At 39.6% G+C, this 16,397-nt stretch carries 30 protein-coding genes; all 30 read right to left on the bottom strand.

The features are described from left to right. Window positions 1–29: 29 nt before the first annotated feature. Entirely contained in the window at window positions 30–143 is a 114-nt protein-coding gene (rpmJ, locus tag A9G47_RS08755) for a 50S ribosomal protein L36 (RefSeq protein WP_025314403.1), read from the bottom strand. A 26-nt stretch (window positions 144–169) separates the two neighbouring features. Next, on the bottom strand, window positions 170–1,510 hold the full coding sequence (gene secY / locus A9G47_RS08750; RefSeq protein ID WP_065567152.1) for a preprotein translocase subunit SecY: 1,341 nt from the start codon (window positions 1,508–1,510) through the stop codon (window positions 170–172). A gap of 8 nt (window positions 1,511–1,518) precedes the next feature. Beyond that, entirely contained in the window at window positions 1,519–1,953 is a 435-nt protein-coding gene (rplO, locus tag A9G47_RS08745) for a 50S ribosomal protein L15 (protein WP_065567153.1), read from the bottom strand. Window positions 1,954–1,958: 5 nt separating this feature from the next. Then, window positions 1,959–2,138: a 50S ribosomal protein L30 gene (gene rpmD / locus A9G47_RS08740; protein WP_025314400.1), complete on the bottom strand. Its 180-nt coding sequence runs from the start codon at window positions 2,136–2,138 to the stop codon at window positions 1,959–1,961. A gap of 6 nt (window positions 2,139–2,144) precedes the next feature. Continuing rightward, complete coding sequence (gene rpsE / locus A9G47_RS08735; RefSeq protein ID WP_025314399.1) at window positions 2,145–2,645, bottom strand: 30S ribosomal protein S5; 501 nt, start codon at window positions 2,643–2,645, stop codon at window positions 2,145–2,147. A gap of 14 nt (window positions 2,646–2,659) precedes the next feature. Next, window positions 2,660–3,013 (bottom strand): 50S ribosomal protein L18, encoded by a 354-nt coding sequence (gene rplR, locus A9G47_RS08730; RefSeq protein WP_025314398.1) that lies wholly within the window; start codon window positions 3,011–3,013, stop codon window positions 2,660–2,662. A gap of 9 nt (window positions 3,014–3,022) precedes the next feature. Next, window positions 3,023–3,556, bottom strand: coding sequence for a 50S ribosomal protein L6 (gene rplF / locus A9G47_RS08725; protein ID WP_065567154.1), 534 nt, complete (start codon window positions 3,554–3,556; stop codon window positions 3,023–3,025). Window positions 3,557–3,567: 11 nt separating this feature from the next. Then, on the bottom strand, window positions 3,568–3,960 hold the full coding sequence (rpsH, locus tag A9G47_RS08720; RefSeq protein ID WP_065567155.1) for a 30S ribosomal protein S8: 393 nt from the start codon (window positions 3,958–3,960) through the stop codon (window positions 3,568–3,570). 17 nt (window positions 3,961–3,977) lie between these two features. Beyond that, window positions 3,978–4,283 (bottom strand): 30S ribosomal protein S14, encoded by a 306-nt coding sequence (gene rpsN, locus A9G47_RS08715; protein WP_025314395.1) that lies wholly within the window; start codon window positions 4,281–4,283, stop codon window positions 3,978–3,980. An 11-nt stretch (window positions 4,284–4,294) separates the two neighbouring features. After that, the gene (rplE, locus tag A9G47_RS08710) at window positions 4,295–4,834 is read right to left on the bottom strand and encodes a 50S ribosomal protein L5 (protein WP_065558584.1); all 540 of its coding nucleotides are present in this window, start codon (window positions 4,832–4,834) and stop codon (window positions 4,295–4,297) included. A gap of 17 nt (window positions 4,835–4,851) precedes the next feature. Beyond that, window positions 4,852–5,166: a 50S ribosomal protein L24 gene (gene rplX / locus A9G47_RS08705; RefSeq protein WP_065567156.1), complete on the bottom strand. Its 315-nt coding sequence runs from the start codon at window positions 5,164–5,166 to the stop codon at window positions 4,852–4,854. Window positions 5,167–5,176: 10 nt separating this feature from the next. Further along, a complete protein-coding gene (gene rplN, locus A9G47_RS08700) occupies window positions 5,177–5,548 on the bottom strand; it encodes a 50S ribosomal protein L14 (RefSeq protein WP_025314392.1) in 372 nt (123 codons plus the stop codon). A 193-nt stretch (window positions 5,549–5,741) separates the two neighbouring features. Further along, window positions 5,742–6,002, bottom strand: a complete 261-nt coding sequence (rpsQ, locus tag A9G47_RS08695; RefSeq protein WP_034911151.1) for a 30S ribosomal protein S17 — start codon at window positions 6,000–6,002, stop codon at window positions 5,742–5,744. Further along, entirely contained in the window at window positions 6,003–6,194 is a 192-nt protein-coding gene (gene rpmC, locus A9G47_RS08690; RefSeq protein WP_065567157.1) for a 50S ribosomal protein L29, read from the bottom strand. It abuts the gene before it with no gap. Next, window positions 6,195–6,605, bottom strand: coding sequence for a 50S ribosomal protein L16 (gene rplP, locus A9G47_RS08685; RefSeq protein WP_034911153.1), 411 nt, complete (start codon window positions 6,603–6,605; stop codon window positions 6,195–6,197). A gap of 12 nt (window positions 6,606–6,617) precedes the next feature. After that, complete coding sequence (gene rpsC, locus A9G47_RS08680; RefSeq protein WP_034884234.1) at window positions 6,618–7,355, bottom strand: 30S ribosomal protein S3; 738 nt, start codon at window positions 7,353–7,355, stop codon at window positions 6,618–6,620. 14 nt (window positions 7,356–7,369) lie between these two features. Further along, the gene (gene rplV, locus A9G47_RS08675) at window positions 7,370–7,702 is read right to left on the bottom strand and encodes a 50S ribosomal protein L22 (RefSeq protein ID WP_034884235.1); all 333 of its coding nucleotides are present in this window, start codon (window positions 7,700–7,702) and stop codon (window positions 7,370–7,372) included. 13 nt (window positions 7,703–7,715) lie between these two features. Further along, window positions 7,716–7,994, bottom strand: a complete 279-nt coding sequence (rpsS, locus tag A9G47_RS08670; RefSeq protein ID WP_024496505.1) for a 30S ribosomal protein S19 — start codon at window positions 7,992–7,994, stop codon at window positions 7,716–7,718. A gap of 19 nt (window positions 7,995–8,013) precedes the next feature. Then, window positions 8,014–8,838 (bottom strand): 50S ribosomal protein L2, encoded by an 825-nt coding sequence (rplB, locus tag A9G47_RS08665; RefSeq protein ID WP_065558580.1) that lies wholly within the window; start codon window positions 8,836–8,838, stop codon window positions 8,014–8,016. A gap of 18 nt (window positions 8,839–8,856) precedes the next feature. Further along, the gene (gene rplW / locus A9G47_RS08660; protein ID WP_034885052.1) at window positions 8,857–9,159 is read right to left on the bottom strand and encodes a 50S ribosomal protein L23; all 303 of its coding nucleotides are present in this window, start codon (window positions 9,157–9,159) and stop codon (window positions 8,857–8,859) included. Further along, window positions 9,156–9,758, bottom strand: a complete 603-nt coding sequence (gene rplD, locus A9G47_RS08655) for a 50S ribosomal protein L4 (RefSeq protein ID WP_065567158.1) — start codon at window positions 9,756–9,758, stop codon at window positions 9,156–9,158. The genes rplW and rplD overlap by 4 nt, the downstream gene beginning before the upstream one ends. A gap of 16 nt (window positions 9,759–9,774) precedes the next feature. Continuing rightward, window positions 9,775–10,401 (bottom strand): 50S ribosomal protein L3, encoded by a 627-nt coding sequence (gene rplC / locus A9G47_RS08650; RefSeq protein WP_065567159.1) that lies wholly within the window; start codon window positions 10,399–10,401, stop codon window positions 9,775–9,777. A gap of 31 nt (window positions 10,402–10,432) precedes the next feature. Further along, window positions 10,433–10,744, bottom strand: coding sequence for a 30S ribosomal protein S10 (rpsJ, locus tag A9G47_RS08645; RefSeq protein WP_006120582.1), 312 nt, complete (start codon window positions 10,742–10,744; stop codon window positions 10,433–10,435). A gap of 371 nt (window positions 10,745–11,115) precedes the next feature. Continuing rightward, window positions 11,116–11,454, bottom strand: coding sequence for an ISC system 2Fe-2S type ferredoxin (fdx, locus tag A9G47_RS08640; RefSeq protein WP_065567160.1), 339 nt, complete (start codon window positions 11,452–11,454; stop codon window positions 11,116–11,118). A gap of 14 nt (window positions 11,455–11,468) precedes the next feature. After that, window positions 11,469–13,328 (bottom strand): Fe-S protein assembly chaperone HscA, encoded by a 1,860-nt coding sequence (hscA, locus tag A9G47_RS08635; protein ID WP_065642704.1) that lies wholly within the window; start codon window positions 13,326–13,328, stop codon window positions 11,469–11,471. Between the two features lie 36 nt (window positions 13,329–13,364). After that, window positions 13,365–13,898, bottom strand: coding sequence for a Fe-S protein assembly co-chaperone HscB (gene hscB / locus A9G47_RS08630; protein WP_065567162.1), 534 nt, complete (start codon window positions 13,896–13,898; stop codon window positions 13,365–13,367). Between the two features lie 11 nt (window positions 13,899–13,909). Continuing rightward, entirely contained in the window at window positions 13,910–14,233 is a 324-nt protein-coding gene (gene iscA / locus A9G47_RS08625; protein WP_065561024.1) for an iron-sulfur cluster assembly protein IscA, read from the bottom strand. Continuing rightward, entirely contained in the window at window positions 14,233–14,619 is a 387-nt protein-coding gene (gene iscU / locus A9G47_RS08620) for a Fe-S cluster assembly scaffold IscU (RefSeq protein WP_065567163.1), read from the bottom strand. The genes iscA and iscU overlap by 1 nt, the downstream gene beginning before the upstream one ends. Window positions 14,620–14,634: 15 nt before the next feature. Continuing rightward, on the bottom strand, window positions 14,635–15,849 hold the full coding sequence (locus tag A9G47_RS08615) for an IscS subfamily cysteine desulfurase (RefSeq protein WP_065642703.1): 1,215 nt from the start codon (window positions 15,847–15,849) through the stop codon (window positions 14,635–14,637). Window positions 15,850–15,887: 38 nt separating this feature from the next. Further along, window positions 15,888–16,343, bottom strand: a complete 456-nt coding sequence (gene iscR / locus A9G47_RS08610; RefSeq protein ID WP_065567165.1) for a Fe-S cluster assembly transcriptional regulator IscR — start codon at window positions 16,341–16,343, stop codon at window positions 15,888–15,890. Window positions 16,344–16,397 lie beyond the last annotated feature (54 nt).

Raw genomic sequence — 16,397 nt, 5'->3', positions numbered from 1 at the left:
ATATGCAAATCAACTTCTAGTTAAATAAATTAACCTTGACGTTGTTTATGTTTACCTTCAACGCAAATAACACGAACAATGCCATTACGTTTAATGATTTTACAATTTCTGCATAATTTCTTGACTGAAGCACGAACTTTCATATTTTTCTCCGTAACTTCTGGCTAACTTATCGACCGTAGCCTTTAAGATTCGCTTTCTTTAACATTGACTCATAACGATTTGGCATCATTAAAGTCTGTACTTGTGCCATAAAATCCATGATTACAACAACAACAATTAATAACGATGTTCCACCAAATTGAACCGGAACTTTCATTGCACTTGTCATAAACATCGGAATCAAACAAACAACAGTAATATATATCGCACCAATTAGTGTTAAACGAGTCATCACTTTGTCAATATACTTAGATGTTTGTTCGCCTGGGCGGATACCTGGAATAAATGCACCAGATTTTTTAAGCTGATCTGCTGTTTCCCTCGGATTGAAAACCAATGCTGTATAAAAGAAACAAAAGAAGATAATTGCCGCCACAAAAAAGATTATATATAACGGTTCATCATGAGAGAAATATTGATAGATAAGTACCATAATATATCTCCAGCCTTCACCATCTCCTTGGAACCAAGAAGCCATCATAGATGGTAACATAACAATTGTTGAAGCAAATATTGCAGGAATGACACCTGCCATATTAATCTTTAATGGTAAATGCGTGCTTTGCGCCGCATAAATACGACGACCTTGTTGTCGCTGTGCATAGTTAACAACAATACGACGTTGACCACGCTCAACAAAAACAACAAAATAAGTCACACCAACCACTAAGGCAGCGACCACTAATAGTAAAATCGGATGCAGTGAACCAGAACGAGCTTGTTCAATAGTTTCATAAATTGCATGAGGAAGACCAGCCACAATACCAGCAAAGATAATGATCGAAATACCATTGCCTACGCCTCGCTCTGTGATCTGCTCACCTAGCCACATAAGAAACATAGTGCCAGTAACTAAGCTAACCGATGCAATAAAATAGAAAGAAAATCCAGGATTAATCACTACATGACCATACTCTGGATGATTAGGTAAACCAGTCGCAATACCAACAGCCTGCACTATCGCTAACCCTAATGTGCCATAACGCGTATACTGACTAATTTTCTTACGACCTGATTCACCTTCTTTCTTCAATTCTGCCAATTTAGGACTAATTGTAGTTAATAGCTGCACTATAATCGATGCAGAAATATAAGGCATTATCCCTAAAGCAAAAATTGAAGCACGGCTTAAAGCACCACCAGAGAACATATTGAACATACCAACAATACCATTTGAAGATGCTTTTGCTAGTAAGTCCGATAACGCTTTAGTATCAATACCAGGAACTGGAACATAAGAACCTAGACGAAAAACAATAAGCGCTAAAAGCACAAACATTAAGCGTCTTGTAAGCTCACCGCTACCACTTCGTGCTCTTTGAAAATCTAATCCTGGTTGCTTTGCCATCTTTCTAATTATTCCTCAATTTTTCCGCCAGCAGCTTCAATTGCAGCTTTAGCACCTTTAGTTACTCGAATACCACGAACAGTTACTGGTTTAGTTACTTCGCCAGATAACATGATTTTTGCATATTCGATATGTGAATTAATCACATTTGCAACTTTTAAGCTATTTAAGTCAACAATATCGCCTTCAACCTTCATCAAATCAGAAAGACGAACTTGAGCTGTAACTAAAGCTTTACGTGAGGTAAAACCAAATTTTGGTAAACGACGATATAAAGGCATTTGACCACCTTCAAAGCCACGGCGAACGCCACCACCTGAACGAGATTTTTGACCTTTAACACCACGAGTACCTGTTTTACCTAACCCAGAACCAATTCCTCGGCCTAGGCGTTTCGGTGCATGCTTTGAACCTTCAGCAGGAGATAAAGTATTTAAACGCATTACTATTACTCCTCAACTTTAACCATGTAATAAACTTGGTTTACCATACCGCGAATTGCAGGAGTATCCTCACGCTCAACAGTATGACCAATACGACGTAATCCTAATCCAACTAACGTTGCTTTATGCTTCGGTAGACGACCAATAGAACTACGGGTTTGTGTAATTTTAATTGTTTTTGCCATGGTTAATTACCCCAAAATTTCTTCGACGGTTTTACCACGCTTAGCAGCAACCATTTCTGGTGATTTCATATTTTCTAAGCCATCAATAGTTGCACGAACCACATTAATTGGGTTAGTAGAACCATATGCTTTAGCTAGAACGTTACGAACACCAGCAACTTCTAAAACGGCACGCATCGCACCACCAGCGATAATACCAGTACCTTCTGATGCTGGTTGCATATAAACACGAGAACCTGTGTGAGCACCTTTAACTGGATGCTGTAAAGTATCGTTGTTTAAAGCAACATTAATCATATTACGACGTGCTTTTTCCATTGCTTTTTGAATTGCTGCTGGCACTTCACGTGCTTTACCATATCCAAAACCTACGCGGCCATTACCGTCACCAACAACTGTTAGTGCAGAAAAACTAAAAATACGACCACCTTTTACGGTTTTAGAAACTCGGTTAACTGCGATTAGTTTTTCCTGCAGTTCACCAGCTTGTTTTTCGATGTTTGACATCTTTAACTCCTACCTTAGAACTGTAGGCCAGCTTCGCGAGCAGCATCTGCTAGCGCCTGAACTCGACCATGATATTGGAAACCTGAACGATCAAATGAAACTTCTTTGATATCTTTCGCTAATGCACGCTCTGCAATTGCTTTACCAACCGCCGCTGCTGCATCTTTGTTTCCGGTGTATTTTAAACTTTCACTGATAGCTTTTTCTAATGTAGAAGCGGCTGCCAGTACTTCTGATCCGTTTGGTGCGATAATTTGCGCATAAATATGACGCGGAGTGCGGTGAACTACCAAGCGAGTTGCAAGTAATTCATGCATCTTGCGACGCGCTTTAGTTGCACGACGGATACGAGCTGATTTCTTATCCATAGTGTTACCTTACTTTTTCTTAGCTTCTTTAGTACGCACAACTTCATCTGCGTAACGAACACCTTTACCTTTATAAGGTTCAGGACGACGATAAGCACGGATATCTGCAGCCACTTGTCCAATTAACTGTTTATCAGCACTTTTCAGTACAATTTCAGTTTGAGAAGGACATTCAGCTGACACACCTGCAGGTAATTGATGTTCAATTGGATGTGAATATCCAAGAGATAAACCAATTGCATTACCTTTAACTTGTGCACGATAACCGACACCAACTAGCTGAAGTTTTTTAGTAAAACCTTCAGTAACACCAATAACCATCGCATTAATCAATGCACGAGCCGTACCAGCTTGAGCCCAAGCATCAGCAAAGCCATCGCGAGGAGCAAATTTAATTTGACCCTCTTCTTGATTAATCACAACAGCATTATTTATTGTGCGAGATAACTCGCCATTTTTACCTTTAATCGTAATTACCTGACCATCGAGTTTTACCTCTACGCCAGCAGGAACAACGACAGGTGCTTTTGCAACACGAGACATTTTTTTCTCCCTTACGCTACGTAGCAGATAATTTCACCACCAAGACCCGCTTGGCGTGCTGCACGATCAGTCATAACACCTTTAGAAGTAGAAACAACTGCGATACCTAATCCAGCCATAACTTTTGGCAATTCATCTTTACGCTTATAAATACGTAAACCTGGACGGCTAACACGTTTAATACTTTCTACAACAGCTTTGCCTTGGAAATATTTCAAAGTAATTTCCAATTCTGGCTTAGTGTCACCAACAACTTTATAGTCCCCGATATAACCTTCTTCTTTTAGCACATTGGCAATTGCCACTTTTAGCTTAGAGGAAGGCATGGTGACTGCAACTTTATTCGCAGATTGACCATTACGAATACGGGTCAACATATCTGCTATAGGATCTTGCATGCTCATCTATAACACTCCCCTGATTACCAACTTGCCTTTTTAAGACCAGGAATCTCACCACGCATGGCTGACTCACGAACCTTAATACGGCTTAAACCAAACTTACGAAGGACGCCATGAGGACGACCAGTTTGACGACAACGACGACGTTGACGTGATGGACTAGAATCACGAGGAAGCGTTTGCAATTTAAGCACTGCATTCCAACGATCTTCATCTGATGCATTAAGATCAGAGATAATCGCTTTTAATTCTTGACGCTTTGCAAAATATTTTTCTGCTAGCTTTACGCGTTTCTTATCGCGTTCAATCATTGATTGTTTAGCCATTATGCCCTACCTTACTTACGAAATGGGAAGTTAAAGGCAGATAATAAAGCTCGGCCTTCTTCATCTGATTGTGCACTAGTTGTGATAGTAATATCTAAACCACGAACACGATCAACTTTATCATAATCGATTTCAGGGAAAACGATTTGTTCACGAACACCCATGCTATAGTTACCACGACCATCAAAAGATTTTGCGCTTAAACCGCGGAAATCTCGAGTACGAGGAAGAGCAATATAAACTAGACGTTCAAAAAATTCCCACATACGTTCGCCACGTAAAGTGACTTTACAACCAATAGGATACCCTTGACGGATTTTAAAACCAGCAACTGATTTGCGCGCTTTAGTGACAAGTGGTTTTTGACCACTGATTGCTGCTAAATCTGCAACAGCATTATCTAATAATTTCTTATCAGTAATTGCTTCACCCACACCCATATTCAAGGTGATCTTTTCGATCCGAGGGACTTGCATGACAGATTTGTAGCCAAACTGTTCTTGCAGTTTATTTACTACCTGTGCTTTGTAGTAATCATGCAGTTTCGCCATCGTACACTCCAAATTACTTAATTGATTAATTCATTAGTAGACTTATAAAAACGGACTTTTTTACCGTCTTCAAAACGAAAGCCTACGCGATCTGCTTTGCCTGTAGCTGGGTTGAAAATTGCTACGTTAGAAACATTAATTGCTGCTTCTTTTTCAACAATTCCACCTTCTTGATTTAATGCAGGTACTGGTTTTTGGTGTTTTTTCACCAAATTAATACCTTCAACAATCACTTTACCTGTAGACAAAACGCTTTTTACTTTACCGCGCTTACCTTTATCTTTACCGGTTAACACGATAACTTCATCTTCTCGACGGATTTTCGCTGCCATTACCCGCTCCTTACAGTACTTCTGGTGCTAATGAAATGATCTTCATAAACTTCTCAGAGCGAAGTTCACGAGTGACCGGTCCAAAAATACGCGTACCAATCGGTTGCTCACTGTTATTGTTTAAAATAACACAAGCATTACGATCGAAACGAATGACAGATCCATCAGGACGACGAACACCTTTTCTAGTGCGCACTACAACAGCTTTAAGCACATCACCTTTCTTAACTTTACCACGAGGAATTGCTTCTTTAATGGTAACTTTGATGATATCACCTACCGCTGCATAACGACGGTGCGAGCCACCGAGAACCTTGATACACATTACACTACGTGCGCCAGAGTTATCGGCAACATCTAGCCTAGTCTGTTCTTGGATCATTTTAATGCTCCGTATAAATAAATTATTGTCTAATCTACCTTCATCCACCTCAACTACCATGGATAAGAATAGACAACCAAAAACCCACTTATGTGGGGCGTATAGTATAACACCACTCACATAAAATGGATAGCATAAAATAAACGGCTACTAAGCCGTTTATTATATTATGTACAGTTTTCAATCAAAAAGATTAAATAACTGCTTTTTCAACGATTCGAACAAGAGTCCAAGATTTGGTTTTTGATAATGGACGACACTCTTTAATTTCTACAGTATCACCAATACCACACTCGTTGTTTTCATCATGTACATGCAATTTAGTCGTACGTTTAATGAACTTACCATATAACGGATGCTTCACTTTACGTTCAATAGCTACAGTTATAGATTTATCCATTTTGTCGCTAATAACACGACCTTGCTGAGTACGAATTTTTACTTCAGTAGTCATTTACGCACCCGCCTTCTCAGTTAATAACGTTTTAACACGTGCAATATTACGACGCACTTGTTTTAACATATGAGTCTGTGTTAACTGACCTCCAGTTAATTGCATACGTAAGTTAAATTGCTCACGTAATAAATTAAGAAGTTCAGTATTTAACTCTTCAACGCTTTTTTCGCGTAGCTCTTTTGCTTTCATTTACATCACCGTCTTAATCACAAAGGTGGTTTTAATTGGCAGTTTTGCAGCTGCCAACGCAAATGCTTCACGAGCAACTTCTTCCGGTACACCGTCCATTTCATAAAGGACTTTACCTGGTTGAATCTGAGCAACCCAGTATTCAACGTTACCCTTACCTTTACCCATACGCACTGCAAGTGGTTTTTCAGTAATTGGTTTATCAGGGAAAACTCGAATCCAGATTTTACCTTGACGCTTAACTGCACGAGTCATTGCACGACGTGCCGCTTCGATCTGGCGCGCAGTCAAACGACCACGACCTACAGCCTTAAGACCGAATGTACCGAAACTAACATCAGTACTTACAGCAAGACCACGATTGCGGCCCTTGTGCACTTTACGGAATTTTGTACGCTTTGGTTGTAACATCAGCGACGCTCCTTATTGTTTTCGGCCTTTGCGCTGCTTTTTCGGTTGAGCAGCAGGTTGTTTTTCTGCTTGTTCAACGGCAGCCATACCACCAAGGATCTCACCTTTGAAGATCCACACTTTAACACCAATAATACCATAGGTAGTTAATGCTTCAGACAATCCATAGTCGATATCAGCTCGTAAGGTATGTAAAGGCACACGACCTTCACGGTACCACTCACTGCGAGCAATTTCAGCGCCGCCTAAACGACCACTTACTTCAACTTTGATACCTTTAGCACCCGCTTTCATTGCGTTTTGTACCGCACGTTTCATAGCGCGACGGAACATAACACGGCGTTCTAACTGAGAAGTAATGCTGTCAGCAACTAATTTTGCATCAAGTTCTGGTTTGCGAACTTCTGCAATATTAATTTGTACCGCAACATCACGCTTCTCTTTTTTGTCTTTATATTTATTGACAATAGAAGCTACGGCATTACGTAATTTTTCAACGTCCTCACCTTTTTTACCAATCACAATCCCTGGACGAGCGGTGTGAATAGTAATTCGAACGTTAGTTTCTGCTGAACGGTCGATCACAATTTTAGAGATTGACGCTTGAGCTAATTCTTTATTTAAGAATTCACGCACTCTAAAATCACTTTCTAAATTATCAGCGAATGTCTTTGTACCCGAATACCATGTAGATGTCCAAGGCTTGACAATGCCTAATCGGATACCATTTGGATTTACTTTTTGACCCATTGCTATTCTCCAGCCTAGCGATCTGAGACGATCACGGTGATGTGACTCGTACGCTTCAAAATTCGATCTGCACGACCTTTCGCACGAGGCATAATGCGCTTCATGGTTGGACCTTCGTCTACGAAAATTTTCGCAACTTTTAGATCATCAATATCAGCACCATCGTTATGCTCTGCATTAGCAATAGCAGACTCTAATACTTTTTTAACAAGTACAGCCGCTTTTTTATTGGTGTACGTTAAAATATCTAGTGCCTGAGACACTTTCTTACCGCGAACAAGATCTGCAACTAAGCGAACTTTTTGTGCAGAAGAACGAGCGTGGCGGTACTTTGCAATTGTTTCCATCTCTTTCTCCTACTTATTTCTTCTTAGCTTTCTTATCAGCTGCGTGACCGCGATAAGTACGAGTCGGCGCGAATTCACCCAATTTATGACCAACCATTTCATCGGAAACATAAACTGGAACGTGCTGACGACCATTATGGACAGCGATGGTCAAACCGATCATGTTAGGAAAGATCGTTGAACGACGGGACCAAGTACGAATTGGTTTCTTGTCCCCGCTTTCCACCGCTTTCTCTACCTTCTTCAGCAAGTGTAGGTCAATAAAAGGACCCTTCTTGAGAGAACGTGGCATAGCTAATCCTCTATATTAATTATTTCTTATTGCGACGGCGAACAATATACTTATCAGTACGTTTGTTGCTACGCGTTTTCAATCCTTTGGCTTTTTGACCCCATGGAGACACAGGATGTTTACCAAAGTTACGACCTTCACCACCACCATGTGGATGGTCTACCGGGTTCATTGCTGTACCACGAACAGTAGGACGAACACCACGCCAACGCGTTGCACCCGCTTTACCTAGTACGCGAAGCATATGTTCTGAGTTACCCACTTCACCAATAGTGGCGCGGCAATCAGATAATACTTTACGCATTTCACCTGAACGTAGACGTAATGTTACATAAGCACCATCACGTGCAACGATTTGCACATAGCTACCAGCCGAGCGAGCAAGTTGTCCGCCTTTACCTGGTTTCATTTCAATGTTATGCACGGTAGAACCGACTGGAATATTGCGCATTGGTAAACAGTTACCTGTTTTAATTGATGCATCAACACCAGATTGGATCTGATCACCTGCTTTTAAGCCTTTAGGCGCTAAAATATAACGACGTTCACCGTCTTTATATAAAACCAATGCAATATTTGCACTACGGTTTGGATCATATTCCAAACGTTCAACAACTGCTGGAATACCATCTTTATTACGCTTAAAGTCGACAATACGATAATGTTGCTTATGACCACCACCGATATGACGGGTAGTGATTCGACCATTATTATTGCGACCACCAGTTTTGCTTTTTGAATCAAGCAACGGTGCATAAGGCTTACCTTTATGCAACTCTGGGTTAACCACTTTAACAACGTGGCGACGACCCGGAGATGTAGGTTTACACTTAACAACTGCCATTGTTCTTACTCCTCCGAATTACTCAGCGACGCCAGCAAGGTCTAAATTTTGACCTTCTGCTAAAGTAACGTAAGCTTTTTTCCAGTCGCTACGGCGACCGATTTGTTGACCACGACGTTTAACTTTGCCTTTAACAACAAGTGTATTAACGTCATCTACTTTAACTTCAAATAGTTGTTCAACTGCGGCTTTAATCTCTCTCTTAGTAGCATCTTTAGCAACTTTCAATACTAATGTATTTGTTTTTTCCATTGAAATAGATGCTTTTTCAGAAACATGTGGTGCTCGCAGGACTTTAAGCAGACGCTCTTCACGAATCATGCTAACATCTCCTCTACTTGTTTAACGGCATCAACAGTGATAACCACTTTGTCAAATGCAATCAAACTAACTGGATCAATACCTGCTACATCACGCACATCAACTTTATGCAAGTTACGTGCTGCTAAGAAAAGATTTTCATCAACTTCAGAAGCGATAATAAGAACATCATTAAGATTCATATCATTCAATTTCTGAGTTAATAATTTAGTCTTAGGTGCTTCAACAGTAAATGTTTCAACCACAACTAAACGTTCTTGACGCACTAATTCAGAGAAAATACTCTTTAATGCACCACGATACATTTTACGGTTAACTTTTTGGCTATGATCTTGTGGTTTTGCTGCAAATGTTACACCACCACTACGCCAAATTGGGCTCTTAATAGAACCTGAACGAGCACGACCAGTGCCTTTTTGACGCCATGGTTTTTTACCTGAACCAGCGATTTCTGCACGAGTTTTTTGTGCGCGTGAGCCTTGACGAGCAGCAGATGCATAAGCAACAACTACTTGGTGAACTAACGCTTCATTAAACTCACGTCCGAAGGTAGTTTCGGAAACAGAAAGCGCTTGCGCGTCTCTTACTACTAATTCCATCTCTATCTCCTCGACGTTAAGCCTTGATTGCCGGTTTAACAATTACGTCACTATTGATTGCACCAGGAACTGCACCTTTAATTAATAAAAGGTTACGTTCTGCATCAACACGCACAATATCTAAGTTTTGAACTGTTACACGTTCATTACCTAAGTGACCTGCCATTTTACGACCTTTAAACACTTTACCCGGAGTTTGGTTTTGACCGATAGAGCCATGACCACGGTGTGCCAAAGAGTTACCATGAGTCGCATCTTGAGTACGGAAATTCCAACGTTTAGTCACGCCAGCAAAACCTTTACCTTTAGATGTTCCAGTAACATCAACTTTTTTAACGTCAGTAAAAATATCAACGTTAATACTTTGACCTACAGTAAATTCACCTTCTTCAAAACGGAATTCCCATAGACCACGACCAGCTTCAACGCCAGCCTTAGCGAAATGACCTGCTTCAGGTTTATTTACGCGGCTTGCTTTTTTACTGCCAGTAGTAACCTGAATAGCTTGATAACCATCATTCTCAAGGGTTTTAACTTGAGTAATACGATTACTTTGAACTTCTACTACGGTGACAGGAATAGAAACACCCTCTTCAGTGAAGATTCGTGTCATTCCTACTTTACGACCGATTAAACCAATCATTGTTTCGACCTCTCAATCATTCAGCCTAGGATTAACCTAAACTGATCTGCACATCAACACCGGCAGCAAGATCTAGACGCATTAAAGCATCAACTGTTTTTTCAGTTGGCTCAACAATATCAACTAGACGCTTATGAGTGCGAATCTCATACTGATCACGCGCATCTTTGTTAACGTGCGGAGAGATCAATACAGTAAAACGCTCTTTGCGTGTCGGTAATGGAATAGGACCACGAACCTGCGCACCTGTGCGCTTCGCAGTTTCTACAATTTCAGCAGTTGATTGATCAATCAAACGATGATCAAACGCTTTTAACCGGATACGGATTCTTTGGTTCGACATGAGACCAGAGCTCCATTATTTAAAAGTTATAACAAAAGACTACTCCTCTTTCCCTGTTTCGATTGACAGGAGAGTGTAATCCGTTCTTTTTCGTAACCCCCAAATCGGGAGTATTGTCGATATAATTAGCTATTTTCTGTTGTAGAAATTATATCTTTTCATCATTTGTTTATATAAAGGCAATAAACAAAGTGGGCTGATTATACTCTGTTAATTAACTAACGGCAAGAAATAAATACAGATATTTAGAATCGAAAGATATGGCTGTTCGCTTGATTATCGGTTCAAAATTATGAAATTTAAAACGAATCACCAAGCTTAATATTATTCTTTACATCAAATTATAGATAGGTAATCATTCTGACTATTAATTAATGATCTTCTTTGGCGTGATTAAGGCTATATCTTGGAATTTCGACTTCTAGATCTTCATTCGCTACACGAGCTTGACAACTTAAACGGCTATGAGGCTCAACTCCCCAGGCTTTATCTAACATATCATCTTCTTGCTCATCACTTTCCTCTAGTGACTCGAACCCTTTACGAACAATACAGTGACATGTAGAACAAGCACAAGACATCTCACAAGCATGCTCGATTTCAATATCATTGCGCAATGCCACGTCTAAAATAGATTCACCTTCCTGCGCTTCAACAGTTTTTCCTTCAGGGCAAAGATCGGCATTGGGTAAAAAAGTAATTTTTGGCATAATAATCTCGTTAGTTAAATATCATCAACTTTATGGCCAGCTAAGGCACGATGGATTGACCTATCCATTCGTCTAGCGGCAAAATCTTGTGTCACACTATCAACAATTTTAATGTGCTTTTCAATTGCATCACTATCATCTGACTCGCGTGCTATTTGCAATTGGCGCTGAGCGACTAAAATTTGGCTAAGTTCGCTATCGTTTAATAAATCAGCATCTTTGTCTAAAGCGCCTTGTAAACTCTCTAGCACGCGTGCTGCTTCAACTCTTTTTTCAGCAAGCATTCTGGCTTGTTTATCTTGCTGTGCATGACTAATTGAATCTTGAATCATGGTCGCAATCTCTTTATCGGTCAGACCGTAAGAGGGCTTAACTTGAATTGTAGCTTCTACACCAGTTGATTTTTCCATCGCTGTAACACTTAATAAACCATCGGCATCAACTTGAAAAGTCACCCGTATATGTGCACCACCAGCAGGCATAGCAGGAATTCCCCTTAACGTAAACCGAGCTAAGGAGCGACAGTCGGCAACACTTTCACGCTCACCTTGCAAAACATGAATCATCATGGCTGTTTGACCATCTTTAAAAGTGGTAAATTCTTGCGCTCTTGCACATGGAATAGTGCTATTACGAGGAATAATCTTTTCGACCAATTCCCCCATAGTTTCAATCCCTAAAGACAATGGAATAACGTCAAGTAGCAACATATCAGAATCAGATTTATTCCCTACTAATATATCCGCTTGAATGGCAGCTCCAACAGCAACAACTTTATCTGGATCAATAGACGTTAACGGCTGGGTTTTAAAATAATCACCAACTAATTCTCTTACTAACGGTACGCGAGTAGAACCACCAACCATAACGACTTCAAGCACTTCATCCACGCCTATTTGCGCATCTTTTAACGCCCGACGGCAAACAGCCAAAGTGCGTTTAACTAATGACTCTATTAATTGTTGAAAATGCTGACGAGTAATAGTTAATGATTGATTATTAAGTGTAAATATAGCAGCATCTTCATTGCTCAGTAATATTTTTATATCCGTCGCTTGATTACTAATATTTTGATTAATAATAGGATCTATATTATCGGTTAATCCAAATTCCTTTTTTATATAATCAGCAAGCAACCTATCAAAATCATCGCCACCAAGAGCAGAATCACCGCTGGTTGCTAGCACTTCAAAAACGCCTTTATTTAGGCGAAGAATCGAAATATCAAAAGTTCCGCCACCTAAATCATAAACAGCAATGACCCCTTCTTTTTTAGAATCTAAGCCATAAGCAATGGCGGCGGCAGTTGGTTCATTTAATAAGCGAAGCACATGTAAACCAGCTAATTTTGCTGCATCTTTAGTTGCTTGTCTTTGGGCATCATCAAAGTAAGCTGGCACAGTTATCACAGCACCATCAATTTCACCGTTTAAACTTTCTCTTGCTCGTTCGGCGAGTGCAATCAAGATATCAGCAGAGACTTGTACTGGATTGACCTGACCATTAGGCAGATTTAATAACGGGACACCACTTTCTGTTTGCGAAAAGGTATAAGGAAAATGGGATTGTTCTATATCTGCTAAACTTCTGCCCATTAATCGTTTAACAGAACTAACCGTATTTTGAGGATCATTTATAGCATTGGATTTGGCATATTTACCAATGGTAATAACAGGGTTATCATCATGATCAACGCCGTAATGTACAACCGATGGCAACAATGAATCACCTTGCAAATCGGGTAAAACCTCGGCTTGCCCACTACGAACCGTTGCTACGAGTGAATTAGTTGTACCAAGATCGATACCCACTGCAATGCGACGCTGATGTGGCATTGGTGTTTGTCCTGGTTCACTAATTTGTAATAATACCATTTAATCTATCTCTATTGATTCATCACTTATCGTAAATTATAAATCAAATTGTTTGTCTTGTAACTTTTCGATTTGTTCAATCAATCGAGCTAGATAACGAAGCTTATAGATTTGATTAAGCGCACTTTGCCAATCTTGTTTTACTATGTCTTGTTTTACTATGAGTTGTAATAGTTGGTTATATACCATTTTTTCACGTTCGATAATTTCTTTATGAAAGTCATCTAATGCTTGAAAATTAGCTTGGTTTTCAATACTATCAAGCTTCTCACGTAAAGCAAATTGCTCCATTAAAAAATCGGCATCATGAATGATATTTTTTTCTGTGGCAACATCAAAACCTTGCAAAGATAGATAATATTCCGCAGCTTTAATTGGATTTTTTAAGATTTGATAACCATCATTAATCGCTGCTGATTTTTGCACAATTGCCACTTTATCACTATCGGTTGCAACAGCAAAATTGTCTGGATGGTATTGCCGTTGTAACTGCTGATAGTGAGTTGTTAACAGCGCTACATCCACCGGTAATTGAGGTGGTAAATTGAATAGCTCGAAGTAATTAACCATAACTAGTCCAACTACACATTAAAGCTTTCGCCACAACCGCATTCGTGCTTTGTATTAGGATTATTAAACTTGAAACCTTCATTTAATCCTTCTTTAACAAAATCAAGTTCAGTACCATCAATATAAACTAAGCTCTTTTTATCCACGATAACTTTGACATGTTTATCTTCAAAAACACTATCATCATCATTAATCACATCGGCAAACTCTAAAACATAGGCCATACCTGAGCAACCGGATGTTTTAACACCTAATCGTAATCCAACACCTTTTCCACGATTAGCCAGAAAAGCTTGAACACGATCAGCAGCGCTATTAGTCAATGTGATTGCCATTAACGTTGTCCTTTTTTCGTTTTATAGTCATCGATTGCTGCTTTAATCGCATCTTCGGCTAAGATCGAGCAGTGAATTTTAACAGGCGGTAAAGCCAACTCTTCAGCAATATCCGTATTTTTAATCGCTTCGGCCTCATCTAATGATTTACCTTTAATCCATTCGGTTACTAAAGAGCTTGATGCAATTGCGCTACCACAACCATAGGTTTTAAACTTAGCGTCCTCAATAATGCCATTATCATTCACTTTGATTTGTAAACGCATTACATCGCCACACGCAGGCGCCCCAACCATGCCACTACCGACATTAGGATCATTTTGATCAAAAGAACCTACATTACGAGGGTTTTCATAATGATCAACAACTTTTTCACTGTATGCCATAATTTGCTCCTAATATTAATGGGCTGACCATTTAATTTTTGTTAAATCAACACCATCTTTAAACATTTCCCAAAGTGGCGATAAATCTCTTAATTTATCAATAGAATTTTTAATTAATTTAATCACATAGTCCACTTCTTCTTCAGTACTAAATCGACCCAATGAAAAACGAATTGAGCTATGTGCAAGCTCATCATTGAGCCCTAATGCACGTAGCACATAAGAAGGCTCTAAGCTCGCAGATGTACACGCCGAGCCAGATGAAACCGCTAAATCCTTTAAAGCCATCATAAGCGATTCACCTTCAATATATGCAAAACTCACATTTAAAATATTTGGAACACTGTGTTCTAAAGAACCATTAAGGTAAACTTCTTCGATATCTTTTAACCCATTCCATAAACGATTTTTTAGCGCTAAAAGGCGAGGCATTTCAGCTGCCATTTCTTCTTTGGCTATATGGTACGCTTCACCCATGCCGACAATTTGGTGCACAGGTAACGTGCCTGAGCGCATACCGCGCTCATGACCACCGCCATGCATTTGCGCTTCAATTCGCACACGAGGTTTACGTCTTACATAAAGTCCACCAATTCCTTTTGGGCCATAAATCTTATGACCAGAAAATGACATTAAATCAACTTTTAACTTGGCCACATCAATGGGTAATTTACCTACAGATTGTGTTGCATCAACATGAAAGACAATGCCCCGTTCACGGCACATTTCACCAATTTTCTCGATGTCTTGAATAACACCAGTTTCATTATTAACATGCATAATAGATACAACAGTTGTATCACTACGCATTGCAGCAACAAGCTTATCTAGATCAAGAATACCATTAGATTCCGGTGCTAAATAAGTTACTTCATAACCTTCTCGCTCAAGCTGGCGACAAGTATCAAGCACAGCTTTGTGCTCAGTTTTACAAGTAATAATGTGCTTACCTTTTGCTTGATTAAAATGAGCAGCGCCTTTGATCGCTAAATTATCCGCCTCGGTTGCACCAGATGTAAAAACAATTTCTCGTGAATCAGCACCAATAAGATCAGCAATTTGATTGCGAGCAATATCAACTGCTTCTTCCGCTTGCCAACCAAATTTATGAGAACGAGATGCTGGGTTACCAAAAACCCCATCAAGGGTTAAATACTGCATCATTTTTTCAGCAACTCGAGGATCAACAGGGGTTGTCGCTGCATAATCCATATAAATAGGTAGTTTCATTAATCACTCCCAATGACAAATTCTATATTCTATTTTTATTAATTGATCTGAACGTGTTGTATATTACTTTGTCGGCTAGCAACGGCTTTAACTTCTTTATCATTAACCAATTCACTTAACGTAATGCTAGTTAAAAAGTCCTCAATCCGCTCACTTAGTTCATTCCACAATGTGTGAGTTAAACATCTCACACCACCTTGGCATCCATCTTGCCCATGGCATTTTGTTGCATGCACTGTCTCATCAACAGCTTTAACAATTGAGCTAATCGCAATTTGATCCATAGAGCGACTCAATATATAACCGCCACCAGGACCTCTAACACTCTGTACTAAGCCATTTTTACGTAAACGAGCAAACAATTGTTCAAGATAAGAAAGTGAAATTTCTTGACGTTCTGAAATCTCTGCAAGTGATACAGGCCCTGAATCAGCATGTAATGCAACATCAAGCATTGCTGTCACCGCATATCGTCCTTTTGATGTCAATTTCATTAATCATTCCCCTATGCGTTATCGCTTTATTGTATATATCCGTTTAATTTAGTC

The organism is Gilliamella sp. WF3-4, assembly GCF_001690275.1.
Classification (GTDB): Bacteria; Pseudomonadota; Gammaproteobacteria; order Enterobacterales; family Orbaceae; genus Gilliamella; species Gilliamella apicola_C.
Note: the sequence above shows the minus strand (reverse complement) of the source record. Positions and strands in the feature narration are given on the sequence as shown.